The sequence below is a fragment of the Kribbella sp. NPDC051770 genome (assembly GCF_040681455.1).
In the GTDB taxonomy this organism is placed as follows: Bacteria; Actinomycetota; Actinomycetes; order Propionibacteriales; family Kribbellaceae; genus Kribbella.
In genome coordinates this window covers 1,379,486-1,393,739 of sequence record NZ_JBFAYT010000001.1, presented here as the reverse complement: position 1 = coordinate 1,393,739, position 14,254 = coordinate 1,379,486, and the positions used below count along the sequence as shown (strand labels likewise).

The following is a 14,254-nucleotide window of genomic DNA, read 5'->3' as shown; positions in this document are numbered from 1 at the left end:
ATGGTACTGCGACCGGGAGGTCGTGGGAGAGTAGGACGTCGCCGGACATTCACACTGTTAAGGGCCACCCCACACCGGGGTGGCCCTTAACATTTGTGGGGGCCGGAGCACCGCGTCCGACCCTGTACTTTTGTCTGTTGAGCGCAACACCTCCGCACGACCGTTAGGAGTCACCGTGGCTACGCCACCTCGTAACCCCCGTCCCGGCTCGGGTGATCGCCGTGGTTCGTCCGGCGGCGCCGGCCGTCCCGGTCGAGCAGGCGGTGGGCGTTCCGACTCCACTGGCCGTGGCCGCTCCGGCTCCGGCAACTCCGGCTCGAGCGGCTCCGGTTCCTCTGGTGGCTCGGGCTACCGGGGTGCATCGGGTCGTGGAGACGGTCCGCGCGCAGGTGGGCCGCGCTCCGGTGGTGCGCCGCGTTCCGGCGGAGCTCCTCGTACGGGTGGAGGTCCTCGCAGCGGGGGCGCTCCTCGTACTGGTGGTGCACCGCGTGACGGTGAGAACCGGCGTGGGTTCGCCGGCTCCCGTGGGGACGACAAGGCGGAGAGGGACCCCTTCAAGGGACAGCTCTCCGGTGACTCGCGTGACGACCGCGGTGGGTACCGCGGCCGCCGCGACGACGAAGGCTTCCGTCGCGACCGGCGCGACGACCGCGGCGGCTCGCGAGACGACCGTGGCGGTTACCGCTCTAACGACCGTGACGACCGTGGAGGCTCCCGCGAGGGTGGCTACCGGCGTGACGACCGCAGCGGGTACCAGCGTGATGACCGTGGTGGGCAGCGTTCGGGTGGGTTCCAGCGGGACGACCGCGGAGGCGAGCGCTCCGGCGGTTACCAGCGCGACGACCGTGGTGGACCGCGCTCGGGTGGCTTCCAGCGCGACGACCGTGGTGGGCAGCGCTCCGGTGGGTTCCAGCGGGATGACCGTGGATCCCGTGGCGGCGAGCGCTCTGGCGGGTACTCGCGGGACGACCGTGGCGGGTCGCGCGGTGGTGAGCGGTCTGGTGGGTACTCGCGGGATGACCGTGGGGCCCGTGGCGGTGAGCGGTCTGGTGGGTTCCGGCGGGAAGAGCGCGGTGGGCGCGATCAGCGTGGCACCGGGACGCCTCGGCCGAACGAGCGGGTTGCCGGGCGTAGGGACGTTCGCGGCCGTGACGACCGGCGTAACGACCGTCGGGACGAGGAGAAGGCCGGTCCGCGCCGGGACGACCCGAAGATTCCGGAAGGGATCACCGGGGCCGAGCTCGACCGCGGGGTCAAGGCGGAGCTGCGGTCGTTGCCGCGCAGCCTGGCCGATCTGGTCGCCCAGCACCTGGTCGCGTCCGGCCGGTTCCTCGACGACGAGCCGGAGCTCGCGTACCAGCACGCCCGCGTCGCCCGCCGGCTCGCCGCGCGTCTGGGTGGGGTCCGCGAAGCGGTCGCCATCACGGCGTACCTGGCTGAGCACTACGACGAGGCGCTGACCGAGTTCCGCGCCGTACGCCGGATGACCGGCAACCACGAGGTGCTGGCGATGATGGCCGACTGCGAGCGCGCACTCGGCCGCCCGGAGAAGGCGCTGGCGCTGTCCCGGGAGCCGATCGTCCTGCAGCTCGAGGAGTCCACCCAGATCGAGATGCTGATCGTGGCCGCCGGCGCCCGGCGCGACATGGGCCAGACCGCCGCCGCGATCCAGACCCTCGAGGTGCCGGAGCTGACCAAGCGGACGCGCGCCGACTGGCTGCCGCGCCTGCGGTACGCGTACGCCGACGCGCTGGCCGAGGCCGGCCGGACCGACGACGCGCTGATCTGGTTCCACCGCGCCGCGGGCGCCGACCAGGACGGCTCCACCGGAGCCGCTGAGCGCGCGGCCGAGCTCGAGGGTCTGCACTTCACCGACCTCGACGACGAGGACGACGAAGACACGATCATCGAGGTCACCGACGAGCCCGAGGCCGACGAGGACGTCGACGCCGATGACGACGCCGATGACGACGCCGACGACGACGCGGACGAGGTCGCCGACGAGGACGACGCGGACGCTGTCGAGGACTCGGCCGAGGATCTCGACGCCGACGAGGACCTCGACGAGGGCAAGAAGGACTAGAGCAGAACCGAGCGGCCCGGGAGAGGTGAGTGATCACCTCCCCCGGGCCGCTCGTCGTTTCGGTAGATTCGCACCGTGCTGACACTGGCCGTGCTCCTGCAGGACCCCTCGCTGGAGCTCGACCTGCTCGTCGCCGGCGCCGACGGCAGCCTCGAGCGCGAGGTGCTCTGGGTGCACAACACCGAACTGCCCGACCCCTCGCCGTACCTGCGTGAGGGCGAGATCGTCCTCACCAACGGCCTCTGGCTGCCCGAGACGCCGCCGAGCGTGTTCGTGGCGGCCGTCCAGCGGGCCGGCGCGGCCGGGATCGTCTACGGCCTCCGGGCGGCGTCACCACAGACGCCGGACGAGCTGATCCGGGCCTGCGAGCAGTACGGCGTACCGCTGCTGCAGATCTCGATCGACGTACCGTTCACCGCGATCACCCAGGCCGCCTCGGCCGCCCAGGCCGATCAGCGCCGCGAAGCCCTGGTCGACCTGGTCAGGCGCGGCGACGCGTTGGCGCAGGCGATCTCGCACGGCGCGGGCGCGTCCGGCGTACTGGCGGTGCTCCGGCGCGAGCACGATCTGCCGCTGGCCGTCGTCGACCGGATGGCCCGCCTCCTGGCGTCCGCGGGGATCGCCCCACCCGCCGAAGCGGGCAGCGCCGAGCAGCGTGGCGAGCGCGCGGAGGACTTGGCACGCGAGGAGCGTGAAGGCGGCCGGGAGCGTGAGGGGCAGTTGTCGCCCGAGCAGTTGCGCGTCGTGGCGGACGGGTTGGCGCGGCGGCCGCCGCCGTTGGAGGTGGATCTGGGCGGTGTGCACGGGTCGGCGACAGTCTTCCTCGTCGGTGCGGTGGGTGATACCGACGCCGCGCTGCTCGCTCTGAAGCCAGTCACCGCGCTGAGCCGGGCCGAGCAGGACGCGCTCGACCAGGCGGCGCGGTTCCTCAGCTTGGAGGTGGCCAAGCAGCAGGCTGTTCAGGCGATCGAGCTGCGGTTCGCGAGCGAGCTGCTCGACATGATCCTGTCCGGAGCGCAGCGCGCCGCCGAGGTCCCCGACCGGCTGCGCGCCTTCGGCGTCGACCCGTACGGCGAACTGCTGGTCCTCGCGGCCGCGTTCGCCGACAGCACCGACGCGACCCTCCCGGGGTTCGCGGAGACCGTCGGAACGTTCTTCCTCGACCGGAGCCTCGCGGCGGTGGTCACCGGGGGCAGCCACGACGTGGTCGCCGTTCTGCAACGCCCTCAGCAGGAGGCCCGCGAGCTGGCCGCCGAGCTGCGCTCCGCCGTCTCCGAGCGGTTCCCCGGTCGACGGGTCGTGATCGGCCTCAGCGAGCCCGCCGCCACGGCACACCAGCTCCGAGAGCCGCTCGTACAGGCCCGCAAGGCCTGCCAGGTCCTCAAGCGCCGGCCGGACCGCTCTGTCGCCACCTTCGACCAGCTCGGCACCCACCACGTGCTGCTGGCTCTCCAGGACCCAGAGACGCTGCGCAGCTTCGCAGCGGGGGTCCTCCAGCCGCTACGCGCTTACGACCGCGGCCGCGACACCGGTCTGGAGAGCACGCTCCGCGCCTACCTCCAGTACGACGGCCAGTACGCTGCAACCGCCGCCGCGCTCTACATCCACGTCAACACCCTCAGGAACCGGCTCGCCAAGATCACCGAGCTCACCGGCCGCGACGCCACCCGCACCGAGGACCGCGTCGACCTCTACCTCGCCCTGGAGGCCGACGAGCTGTCTCAGGGGTAGACCGTCGGGTCGACCACCGGCAGCGTCACCGGGCGTACCGGCAAGGACTGGTCGGCAGCAGCCCGTACGGCGAGGTCGCGGCACCGAGTGAAGCTCACATCCCCACAGGACAAGGCGTACTCGATCAGCTCCCGTACGGCGAGCAGCCGGCCCGGCCGTCCGGACAGGAACGGGTGCAGGCACAGCATGAACAGGCAGCGGTAGACCCGCATCCCGTCCAGCTCCGCCTTCCACAGCTCCAGCGCCTTGCGCGGCGACTCGATCACCGAGCCGATCTCAGGCTCCGGCAGGAAGGCGTACTGCTCCCAGTCGTCCAGCGACCAGTGCACCGGCAGCTCGACGACGCCGCCCGCCTCCAGCAGGTACGGCCGGTCGTCGCCCATCAGCGACGAGTCGTAGAGCAGCCCGTGCTCAGCGACCAGCGCAGGGGTCTGGGGACTCGCCTCCCACAGCGCTGCCCGGTGGCCGCTCACTGTGATGGCCTGAGCGTCGAAGACGGCCAGCGCCCGCTCGAAGTCGTCCCGCTCCTCAGCGGGCGTCAGCGATGTCGGCGGGCGATGGCTGTACGAGTGGTGAGCCACCTCGTGCCCGCGGTCGACTATGGACGCCGCCAGGCCGGGCCGCTGCTCAGCGACCCAGCCGGGGACGAAGAACGTCGCTGGTACGGACAGGTCGTCCAGCAGGTCCAGGATCCTCGGTACGCCGACGTCCGGGCCGTAGGACTGGTGCGACATCGTGCTGAGGTGCCCGGCGTACCGGCCGCCGCGGGCGAGCACCGGTGCCTCCGCGTCCACGTCGAACGTGAGTGCTGCCACCGCTGCCGCGCCGTCGTACCAGGTCATGACCTGGCAGCCTGCCACGTCCGGGCGTTCGCCAGGGTGACCGACGGGTGCAGCATCGACCTGTCGAACGCCGCCAGCTCCCGGCCCTCCGCCAGCCGTCGGGGCAGGTCCGGGTTGACGAGTGCGCCCCGGGCGATCGCCAGCAGGTCCGCGTGGCCGTCGTCCAGCACCTGCGCGGCCTGGACCGGGTCGTGCATCCCGCCGTTGACGATCACCGGCAGTCCGGTGAGCCGCCGGGCCAGTCCGGTGATGGTCTGGCCGCCCGCGAGTCGTGCGGTGTCGATCCAGTTCCGTCCCTCGCTGGCGATGTGCAGGTACGACGCCCCGGCGTCGGCCACGGCCGGGAAGATCACCGCGGCGTCCGCGGCCCCTCCCGCCCAGCGGTGCGCGAGGTCATTCACCTTGGTCTGCGACAGCCGGACACCGACGACGAACGAGGCCGGTACCGCGGCGACCACGGCGGCGGTGATCCGCGCGGTCAGCCGGACCCGGTTCGACACCGAGCCGCCGTAGGCGTCGGTACGCCGGTTGGTGTAGTCGGTGAGGAACTGGTCGAGCAGGTAGCCGTTCGCGCCGTGCAGCTCGACGCCGTCGAACCCGGCGGCGACGGCGTTCAGGGCAGCGGTCACGAAACCTTCGACCACCTGGTCCAGATCGGCGGGCGTCAGCTCCCGCGGCACCGGCCAGGGGCCGCTGCCGCCGTAGTCCGGCATCATCGCGCCGAGCGGCTGGATCGCGGACGGGCCGGCCGTGCCGTCGGCGTACGGGTTGCCCTGGGAGATCGCGCCGGCGTGCATCAGCTGGGCGACGATCCGGCCGCCGCTGACATGCACCTGGCGGGTGACCTCGCGCCAGCCCTCGATGTGGTCGGCGATGACCAGGCCGGGCTGGTTGAGGTACGCCTGGCTGTACAGGTGATCGGTGTAGGTGCCTTCGGTGACGACCAGGCCGAAACCGCCGGCCGCGAAGGCGGCGTAGTACTCGGCCATCTCGGGCGTCGGGACGCCGGCGGGCGTCGCCGAGGTCCGGGTCATCGGCGCGACGACGAGCCGGTTCGGGAGCCGGAGCGGGCCGAGAACGCTGGTGGACAAGGCGGGATGGGCGGTCATCGGAGGTCCTCCAGGACGTCGAGGGCGAGATCGGTCGGACCGGAGCCGTTGATCACGGTCAGGTCCTGCGGGCAGGCCGAGACCACGACGACGCAGTCGAGCTCGGCCCGGACGGTGATCGAGTCACCGGGTTCAGTTGCTGCAGGCAACCATTCGAGGACGCCGCCGGCGGTCACCGGGACCCGCATGAACACGTTCACCGGCTGCGGTACGACGGGGGTCCGGCGGCCGAGGCCCGCCAGCGCGCGGGTCAGGTTCTGCGCGCAGGAGGGATGGTCCGGGACGCCGAGCGCGGCGTACCGGGCCGGGTCGCAGGCGGCGATCAGGAGATCGTGGTCGCCGGGTGAGGTGTCGGCGGTGAGGGTGAGGATCGGGCGGCGGCGGTTGGTCACGAACGCTTCGCCGGCGGCCGGGAAGAGGCGGCTGGTCGCCGTACGGGTGTGGGACGCGCTCAGGTACTCGTCGGCGGCGAAGGCGAACAGGTCGCCGACCTGCTGGCCGGCGACGTCGGTGATCCGCAGCGACGTGCCGCGCCTGAGCTCGACGGCCCGGCCGGTGCGGGCCGGAACAGTGATCTGCATGACGGCAACTCAAGCAGCGCGCGGCCTGCGATCGGGAGGGGTGATCCTCCAGCGTTTGCGGCGAAAGCTGGAGGATCCTCTAGTCGAGAGTGCGGAACAGCAGCCCGACCCGCGGCTTCGGGCCGAAGGAGGTCGCCTTCTGCGGCAGGACGACACCGCGGACCGCTGACTGGAGGACCTGGTCCAGCCGGGGCGCGACCAGCTCCACAGCAGCTTGCGACGGGCCGGCGAGAGCCAGCGCGTCGCTGAGCGCGTGGTGGAACGTCACCTCGTCCACCGGTACACCCCACGCAGGCAGCAGCTCCTCGTGCAGCAGCGACACCGTCGGCTCCACCCTGTGCGAGGTAGAGCGCAGCGTGACCCAGGACGACCCATCGGACACAGCGACGCGGTCCGGTACGCCGTCCACCCGCCCAGGGAGCACCTCCCAGCTGTCCGGCGTACGGCGCTCTACTGTCTCCAGCGACAAACCAGGTACGACGCGGTGGATCGGGTCGAGTGTCAGCGGGTGCCGGTCGTTGTCGACCAGCATGGCCAGCCCCACCGCGCTCCCGGGCCGGTGCGGCTCCCGGCGGGCGCGCTCCAGGTACGCCGCGTACCGGTGGTGGCCGTCGGCGATCAGCGCCTCGTGCGTGGCCAGCTCGGCGGCGATCATCGCCAGCTGCTCCGGGTCGTCGATCCGCCAGATCCGGTGGTGCGCGCCGTTCTCCGTCTCGGCCACCAGCCACGGCGTACCGGACCGGGCTGCGTCGACAGCGTCACTGGCCGCGCCGCCACCGCCGTACGCGAGCAGGATCGGCTCCAGATCGGCGTCGGTGGCAACCATCAGCTCGAACCGGTCGTCCACCCACTGCGGCATCACGTCCTCGTGCGGCAGCACCACCCGTCGCTCCGGGTCGAGGCCCAGCGCACCGACCAGTCCGCACAGCACGGCGCCGCGGAACTGCTGCTCGTAGACGTACAGCGCGGGCCTGCTGTCCTGCACCACGATCCCCGCCTGCTGCCAGTCGACCAGGCGGCGCGCTGCACCGTCGTACCGGCTGGAACCGAGTTCAGGGTCGCGTGGAAGGATGAGCCTCACCATGTTGTGCAGATCAGAGTCAGTCAGCCGCCGGACCAGCGCCGGTTCCAGCACGTCGTACGGCGGCGACGTGACCGCACCCAGCGCACTCACCTTGCCCGCGACGAACCGCCACGCGCGCAGCGGCTCGAGGCGCAGGGTGGCGTCAGACATGGGCCGCATCGTACGGGGGGACCGATGACGGACGAACGCGAATCACCCGCACCACTGTCCGCTTGTGACGAACCGCTCGCCACTCGGTACGACGTGGCGCTGCTCGATCTCGACGGGGTCGTCTACGTCGGGCCCGATCCGGTCCCGGACGCGCCCGAGAACCTGCGGAAAGCGGCCAAGGAAGGGCTGCGGATCGGCTACATCACCAACAACGCCAGCCGGCCGGCGTCGGTGGTCGCCGAGCACCTCGCGTCGTTCGGGCTGGACGTGATCGCGGAGGACGTCGTGACGTCCGCGCAGGCCGCCGCGAAGCTGATCGCGGAGGAGTTCCCCGAGGGGTCGCCGGTGCTCGTCGTCGGGGGTGAGGGGCTGACCTCGGCGCTGGAGGAGTACGGGATGCGGCCGGTGCGGTCGAGCGACGCGCACCCGGTGGCGGTCGCACAGGGCTTTCACCCCGACGTGAGCTGGGTGATGCTCGCCGACGGTGCGCACGCGATCAACGAGGGCGCGAAGTGGTACGCCACCAACCTCGACCTGACGATCCCGACTGCCGGCGGGATGGCACCCGGCAACGGCACGCTGGTGCAGGCGATCCGGGCTGCCGTCGAGGTCGACCCGGTGGTCGCCGGCAAGCCCGAACCGCCGCTGCTGGAGACGAGCATCGAGCGGCTGAAGGCGAAGAAGCCGCTGATGATCGGGGACCGGCTCGACTCGGACATCGCCGGCGCGCACGCCGTCGGGATCGCGAGCCTGTGGGTGGCGACCGGGGTGCACGACGCGCACGACCTGGCACGGGCGCCGAAGGACCAGCGGCCGACGTACATCGCTCCTGATCTGAGCGCTCTCGCGCAGAAGCAGCCCGGGGTCACGGTCGAGGGCGCGAAGCACAGCTGCGGCGGGTGGATCGCCGAGGTCGTCAGCGGCGCCGTGTCGGTGAAGGGCGAGGGCGAGCCGTACGACGGCCTGCGGGCGATCCTGTCGGCGGTGTGGACGGCGACCGACGAGCCGGCGAAGACCGCCAAGCCCACCGCCAAGGCAGTCGGCCGCGGCCGGCGCCCGCTGCCGAAGCCCGGCCCTGCGCTCGGCTCGATCGCCATCGACGCCGCCCTCCACCGCGTAGGCCTCGACAAGTAACCCCTGCCCAGCAACCCCCGCCCAAGCCTCCCCCGAGCAGCCGTTGGGGGCTTGAACAGGAAACCGGGGGTGGGGACTGGCTATTTCCTGTCCGCGGCCTCGGTTTGGTGTCCGAGGGGCCGGGATTCGGCTGGGTGCCCGGGGTGGCGGAGGGCGTCCAGGCTGGTGTTGCGGGGGTGGCGCGATACCGTTGCGGGGACGACGCGAGGAGGCAGACATGGTGATGGACGCACTGCGCGGCTACGTACAGCTGGCCAACGGGCTGACCGAGGTGACTCGGCAGCGGGCGCAACAGGCGGCGAAAGCGCTGCTCCAGCAGACCGGGGCCGACGCGCTGACGTCCGGGCTGACCACCAAGGTCACCGACCTGGCCGACGAGATCGTTGCCACCAGCAAGAGCAACCGCCAGCTGCTGCAGGCGATCGTGGCCAACGAGGTCGAGGGCGCGGTGTCGCGGCTCGGGTTCGTGCGCACCGAGGAGGTCGGCGTACTGAGCCGGCGGGTGGACAAGCTGGAGAAGGAGCTCGCCGAGGCGCGGGCCGCGGCCGAGTCGGCGGCGGTGGCGGGATCTGCCGCCGCGACAGCAGCCGGTACGGCGGCATCCGCGGCCGAGAAGACCGCGCCGTTGAAGAAGCCGGCGGTGCGCAAGAGCGCTCCGAAGAAGCCCGCGCCGGTGGCGAAGACGGCCGGCCCGGCGAAGAAGACGGCCAAGAAGGCTCCGGCGAAGAAGGCGTGAAGTGACCGAACACCCCGGTGAGCAGGTGCGGCCCGCGTTCGACCCCGACGTCGAACCCGGCTTCGACCCTGACCCCACGGAGCGCCCGGCCCCCGACTACGACACCGAGCCGGAACCCGAGGACACCGAACAAACCTTCGCGGCGTCGCTGGAGTCGGCCGACGAGGCCGAGCGGCGCGCGGAGGCGGAGTTCCAGGCGGAGCTGGAGGCTGAGGAAGCCGAGCGTCGCGCCGAGGCGGAGCTGCTCGCGGAGCTGGAGGCGGAGGAGGCAGCCAATGTCGCGCCTGCCCCGCCCGCGGAGCTGGATGCAGCCGCGTCTGCGCAGTCGCCAGACCCTGCCACGCCTGCTGCCCCGAGCCCGGCTGCACCTGCTGCGTTCACTCCCCGTCCGACGCCGCCTGCGGTGCCGGGTTTCCAGCTGACGTCCGCGGACGGTACGCCGATCGCAGCTGCGCCGTACCAGCCCCCGGCCGAGCCGGAGGTGGACGAGGCCGAGCGGCGTGCGGAGGCGGAGTTCCAGGCGGAGCTGGACGCTGAGGAGGCCGAGCGCCGAGCCGAGGCGGAGCTGCTCGCCGAGCTGGAGGCGGAAGAAGCCGCTGGCACGCAGTCCTCGCCGTCGCCGAGCCCGGCAGCACCTGCTGCGTTCGCACCACGTCCGGCCCCGCCTGCGGTGCCTGGCTTTCAGCTGACGTCGGCGGACGGTACGCCGGTGCCGGCTGACGAGTCGGAGGCTGATGAAGCTGAGCGCCGCGCTGAAGCTGAGCTGATGGCTGAACTGGAGGCGGAGGAGGCTGCCAACCGGCAAGCCCCGCCGTCGCCGAGCCCGGCAGCACCTGCTGCGTTCACGCCGCGGCCCGGGGGTCCGCAGCCGGGTCCGCCGAGCGGGTTCGGTGCGCGGCCTGCGCCGCCGGTACAGGCGGGCGGGTTTGCCCCGGGTGCCGGGCCTCGGCCTGGTGCTCCGGCTGGCGGGCCGCCTCGGCCTGCGGCTCCGCAGGGAGCGCCGGGGCAGCCGAGCGGTGCGCCGCCGCGGTCTGCGCCGCCGGTACAGGCGGGTGAGTTCAGCCCGCGGCCTGCTCAGCCTGTGCAGCGGGAAGAAGGCTTCGAGGGCGACTCTCATCCGCTCGTTGAGGAGACCATGGCTCGCTTGGACGAGTTGCGGGAGCTCCCCGTCGGCGAGCACGCGGAGGTCTACGCCGAGTTGCACGAGCGGTTGCAGGCGGCCCTGGTGGAGGCGGACGCTGAGTCGGGCGACCGGGGCTGACTGGGAAGTGGCCAAGGGAGGCGTCAAGCGGTCTCGGCTGGATGCGGAGCTGGTGCGCAGGGGGCTGGCTCGGTCGCGGGAGCATGCGAGTGAGCTGGTCGCGGCGGGGAAGGTGAAGGTCGCGGGGACGGTGGCGACCAAGCCTGCGACGGGGGTCGGCGCGGACGCGGCGATTCTGGTGGATACGTCGGAGAGCGACGATCCGGGGTATGCGAGTCGTGGGGCGCACAAACTGATCGGCGCCTTGGAGGCGTTCAGCGGCGTACAGGTGAAGGGCCGGCGGTGTCTTGACGCCGGCGCTTCGACCGGTGGTTTCACCGACGTGTTGCTGCGCAACGACGCCGAGAGCGTGATCGCGGTCGACGTCGGGTACGGCCAGCTGGTGTGGGCGTTGCAGACCGACGAGCGGGTGACCGTGATGGATCGGACGAACGTTCGGACGCTGACGCTGGAGGACATCGGCGGGGAGCCGGTGGATCTCGTGGTGAGCGATCTGAGTTTCATCTCGCTGACGATCGTGATGCCGGCGTTGCTCGGCGTCGTCAAGGAAGACGGCGATCTGGTGCTGATGGTGAAGCCGCAGTTCGAGGTCGGCAAGGAGCGGCTCGGCAAGGGCGGTGTGGTGCGCGACCCCGAGTTGCGGGCGGACGCCGTACGAGGGGTGGCTGCGAAAGCCGCCGGCCTGGGGTGGGGTGTGCAGGGGGTGGCGGCGAGTCCGTTGCCGGGGCCGTCGGGAAATGTGGAGTACTTCCTGTGGATACGGCGTTCCGCACCGCCACTCGATGAGACGATGCTCCAGAACGCCGTCGAGAACGGTCCCCAGTGATCCGGAAGGCAGGTCCGCGTGGTTGAGCCGGTTGTCACCGAGCCGCGGCGCGTCCTGCTGGTCACGCACACCGGGCGTGATCAGGCGGTCGAGGTCGCCCGGGAGGCGCACCGGCTGCTGACCGCGGCCGGGATCGTCGTGCGGCTGGTCGGCGCGGAGGCCGCCGAGCTCGACCTGCAGCCGGTGGAGATCTCCGACGACCCGGACCAGGCGGCCCAGGACGTCGAGCTGATCATCGTGCTCGGCGGTGACGGCTCGATCCTGCGCGGTGCCGAGCTGGCCCGCCCGCACGGTACGCCGGTGCTCGGCGTCAACCTCGGCCACGTCGGCTTCCTCGCCGAGGCCGAGGTCGAGGACCTGGAGCGGATCGTCGAGGTGGTGGTCGACCGCAGCTACACGGTCGAGGAGCGGATGACGCTCGCTGTCGACGTGTACGTCGGCGACGACCTGATCTTCGACACCTGGGCGCTGAACGAGGCCAGTGTCGAGAAGGCCGCCCGGGAGAAGATGCTCGAGGTGCTGGTCGAGGTCGACGGGCGCCCGCTGTCGCGCTGGGGCTGCGACGGCGTCGTCCTGGCCACACCGACCGGCAGTACGGCGTACGCGTTCTCCGCCGGTGGACCGATCGTCTGGCCGGACGTCGAGGCGATCCTGCTGGTCCCGCTGAGCGCGCACGCGCTGTTCTCGCGCCCGATCGTCGTCGCGCCGAACTCGCAGGTCATGGTCGAGCTGATCGCGGCCTGGCACGGCCGCGGCGTGCTGTGGTGCGACGGCCGGCGGATGGTCGAGGTGCCGCCGGGGGCCCGGATCCAGGTCCGTCGCGGCAAGACACCGGTCCGGCTGGCCCGCGCGCACGAGGCACCGTTCACCGACCGTTTGGTGGCCAAGTTCGACCTTCCTGTGCTGGGATGGCGCGGCGCCGCCGAACACCGCCGTAAGAAGTCCGCTCAAGAGGAGATCTAGGCAGATGCTCTCGGAGATCCGCATCACCGGGCTGGGCGTGATCGAGGACGCGACGCTGGACCTCGATCCTGGGTTCACCGCGGTCACCGGTGAGACCGGCGCGGGCAAGACGATGGTCGTGACCGGGGTGAACATGCTGCTCGGCGGCCGCGCCGACAGCGGCCTGGTGCGGCACGGCGTACGCCGGGCGCGGGTCGAGGGCCGGGCCAGCGCGGTGCCGCGGTCGATCGTGCAGCAGGCGGAGGACCGTGGCGGTGAGCTGGACGACGACGAGCTGCTGATCGCGCGCGAGTTGTCGTCGGAGGGGCGCTCCCGGGCATTCCTCGGCGGCGCATCCGTCCCCGTCTCTGTGCTGGGTGAGGTCTCCGGCGACCTGGTCGCGATCCACGGGCAGGCCGACCAGTGGCGGCTGCTGCAGCCGGCGCGGCAGCGGGAGACGCTCGACACCTTCGCGGGCAAGCCCGTGCTGGCTCCGCTCGGCGAGTACGCGACGGCGTACCGGCGGCACCGTGAGGTCGAGGCCGAGCTGACCGAGCTGACGACGCGGCAGCGCGACCGGCTCGCCGAGGCCGACCTGTTGCGCTTCGGGCTGGACGAGATCGCGAAGGCGGAGCCGCTGCCCGGTGAGGACGCGGAGCTGGCCGCCGAGGAGGGCAGGCTCGCGTACGCCGACGGCCTGCGCACCGCGGCGACGACAGCGGCCGAGGCGCTGGCTTCCGAGGACCTCGACTCGACGCGGCCGGGCGACGTACTGGGGCTGTTGTCGCTGGCCAAGCAGGTCCTCGACGGCGAGCGCGAGCACGACGCCAAGCTGGCCGAGCTGGCCGACCGCGCGGGCGAGCTCGGGTATCTGGCGGCCGACCTGGCCGGCGAGCTTTCGTCGTACGTCGCTGACGTCGACACCGACCCGGCGCGGCTGGCGGTCGTGAGCGAGCGCCGCAGCCTGCTGACCGGCCTGGTGCGCAAGTACGGCGACGCCGAGGGCACGGTCGACGAGGTGATCGAGTGGGCGAAGCGGTCTGCCGGGCGCCTGATCGAGCTGGACGGCAGCGACGAGCGCGTGGAGCAGCTGACCGCCGAGCGCGCCGAGCTGCAGGTGCAGCTGACGGAGCTGGGCGGCAAGATCGGCGCGGCCCGCCGGGAGGCGGCCGAGCGGCTCGGTGTCGCGGTGTCCGAGGAGCTGACCGGGCTGGCGATGCCGCACGCGACGCTGACCGTCGAGGTGCACGAGACGCAACCGGGACCGTACGGCGCGGACGAGATCGAGTTCTGCTTCGCGGCGAACCCGGGCAGCCCGGCCCGCCCGCTGCAGAAGGCGGCGTCCGGCGGCGAGCTGTCCCGGGTGATGCTGGCGCTCGAGGTGATCCTGTCCGACACCCACCCGGTGCCGACGCTGGTCTTCGACGAGATCGACGCCGGGATCGGCGGCCGGGCCGCGGTCGAGGTCGGCAAGCGGCTGGCCCGGCTGGCCGAGAAGGCGCAGGTCATCGTGGTCACCCACCTGCCGCAGGTGGCCGCGTTCGCGGACCGTCACGCCGTCGTACTGAAGAGTGACGACGGGTCGGTGACCACCAGCGGTCTGGTCGCGCTCGACGACGACGCCCGGCTCAAGGAGCTGTCGCGGATGATGGCCGGCCTGGAGAACTCCGACGCCGCCCAGGCGCACGCCGAGGAACTGCTCGCGCTGGCTGCGGAGCGTCGCAGCAAACCGAAGCGGAAGAAGCGCTGAGCGCTCCGCCGAAGGAATGATTTAA

The 14,254-nt window shown here is 72.0% G+C and carries 12 protein-coding genes; 8 read left to right on the top strand and 4 right to left on the bottom strand.

Annotation, left to right across the window (positions count from 1 at the left end; translation table 11 throughout):
• The first annotated feature begins 1,273 nt into the window (after nt 1-1,273).
• Together AB0M01_RS06650 and AB0M01_RS06645 are read left to right on the top strand one after the other, a co-directional pair.
• A complete protein-coding gene (locus AB0M01_RS06650) occupies nt 1,274-2,083 on the top strand; it encodes a hypothetical protein (RefSeq protein ID WP_363666170.1) in 810 nt (269 codons plus the stop codon).
• 75 nt (nt 2,084-2,158) lie between these two features.
• Nucleotides 2,159-3,814, top strand: coding sequence for a PucR family transcriptional regulator ligand-binding domain-containing protein (locus AB0M01_RS06645; RefSeq protein WP_363666168.1), 1,656 nt, complete (start codon nt 2,159-2,161; stop codon nt 3,812-3,814).
• Here AB0M01_RS06645 and AB0M01_RS06640 read toward each other — a convergent pair.
• The 4 genes from AB0M01_RS06640 to AB0M01_RS06625 form a co-directional block, all read right to left on the bottom strand.
• Entirely contained in the window at nt 3,805-4,656 is an 852-nt protein-coding gene (locus tag AB0M01_RS06640) for a polysaccharide deacetylase (protein WP_363666166.1), read from the bottom strand. The genes AB0M01_RS06645 and AB0M01_RS06640 overlap by 10 nt on opposite strands.
• Nucleotides 4,653-5,765 carry an NADH:flavin oxidoreductase gene (locus AB0M01_RS06635; protein WP_363666164.1) on the bottom strand — a complete coding sequence of 371 codons (1,113 nt, stop codon included), beginning with the start codon at nt 5,763-5,765 and terminating at the stop codon, nt 4,653-4,655. Before AB0M01_RS06635 ends, AB0M01_RS06640 begins: the two co-directional genes overlap by 4 nt.
• Complete coding sequence (locus AB0M01_RS06630; RefSeq protein ID WP_363666162.1) at nt 5,762-6,346, bottom strand: urea carboxylase-associated family protein; 585 nt, start codon at nt 6,344-6,346, stop codon at nt 5,762-5,764. Before AB0M01_RS06630 ends, AB0M01_RS06635 begins: the two co-directional genes overlap by 4 nt.
• 79 nt (nt 6,347-6,425) lie before the next feature.
• Nucleotides 6,426-7,580, bottom strand: a complete 1,155-nt coding sequence (locus tag AB0M01_RS06625) for a DUF1015 domain-containing protein (protein ID WP_363666160.1) — start codon at nt 7,578-7,580, stop codon at nt 6,426-6,428.
• 24 nt (nt 7,581-7,604) lie between these two features.
• On the opposite strand from AB0M01_RS06625, the gene AB0M01_RS06620 reads away from it, so the two are divergent.
• The 6 genes from AB0M01_RS06620 (at nt 7,605) to recN (ending at nt 14,229) form a co-directional block, all read left to right on the top strand.
• The gene (locus AB0M01_RS06620) at nt 7,605-8,714 is read left to right on the top strand and encodes an HAD-IIA family hydrolase (protein ID WP_363666158.1); all 1,110 of its coding nucleotides are present in this window, start codon (nt 7,605-7,607) and stop codon (nt 8,712-8,714) included.
• Nucleotides 8,715-8,931: 217 nt separating this feature from the next.
• Nucleotides 8,932-9,450 (top strand): phasin family protein, encoded by a 519-nt coding sequence (locus tag AB0M01_RS06615; RefSeq protein ID WP_363666156.1) that lies wholly within the window; start codon nt 8,932-8,934, stop codon nt 9,448-9,450.
• 1 nt (nt 9,451) lies between these two features.
• Entirely contained in the window at nt 9,452-10,711 is a 1,260-nt protein-coding gene (locus tag AB0M01_RS06610; protein ID WP_363666154.1) for a hypothetical protein, read from the top strand.
• Between the two features lie 7 nt (nt 10,712-10,718).
• Nucleotides 10,719-11,537, top strand: coding sequence for a TlyA family RNA methyltransferase (locus tag AB0M01_RS06605; RefSeq protein ID WP_363666152.1), 819 nt, complete (start codon nt 10,719-10,721; stop codon nt 11,535-11,537).
• An 18-nt stretch (nt 11,538-11,555) separates the two neighbouring features.
• Nucleotides 11,556-12,500, top strand: a complete 945-nt coding sequence (locus AB0M01_RS06600; protein ID WP_363666150.1) for an NAD kinase — start codon at nt 11,556-11,558, stop codon at nt 12,498-12,500.
• A gap of 4 nt (nt 12,501-12,504) precedes the next feature.
• A complete protein-coding gene (recN, locus tag AB0M01_RS06595) occupies nt 12,505-14,229 on the top strand; it encodes a DNA repair protein RecN (protein ID WP_363666147.1) in 1,725 nt (574 codons plus the stop codon).
• Nucleotides 14,230-14,254 lie beyond the last annotated feature (25 nt).

Bases quoted from the DNA above. Each gene is read 5' to 3' on its own strand.
- AB0M01_RS06640 (WP_363666166.1), bottom strand. From the start codon at position 4,656: ATGACCTGGTACGACGGCGCGGCAGCGGTGGCAGCACTCACGTTCGAC.
- AB0M01_RS06635 (WP_363666164.1), bottom strand. From the start codon at position 5,765: ATGACCGCCCATCCCGCCTTGTCCACCAGCGTTCTCGGCCCGCTCCGG.
- AB0M01_RS06630 (WP_363666162.1), bottom strand. From the start codon at position 6,346: ATGCAGATCACTGTTCCGGCCCGCACCGGCCGGGCCGTCGAGCTCAGG.
- AB0M01_RS06625 (WP_363666160.1), bottom strand. From the start codon at position 7,580: ATGTCTGACGCCACCCTGCGCCTCGAGCCGCTGCGCGCGTGGCGGTTC.
- AB0M01_RS06620 (WP_363666158.1), top strand. From the start codon at position 7,605: ATGACGGACGAACGCGAATCACCCGCACCACTGTCCGCTTGTGACGAA.
- AB0M01_RS06615 (WP_363666156.1), top strand. From the start codon at position 8,932: ATGGTGATGGACGCACTGCGCGGCTACGTACAGCTGGCCAACGGGCTG.
- recN (WP_363666147.1), top strand. From the start codon at position 12,505: ATGCTCTCGGAGATCCGCATCACCGGGCTGGGCGTGATCGAGGACGCG.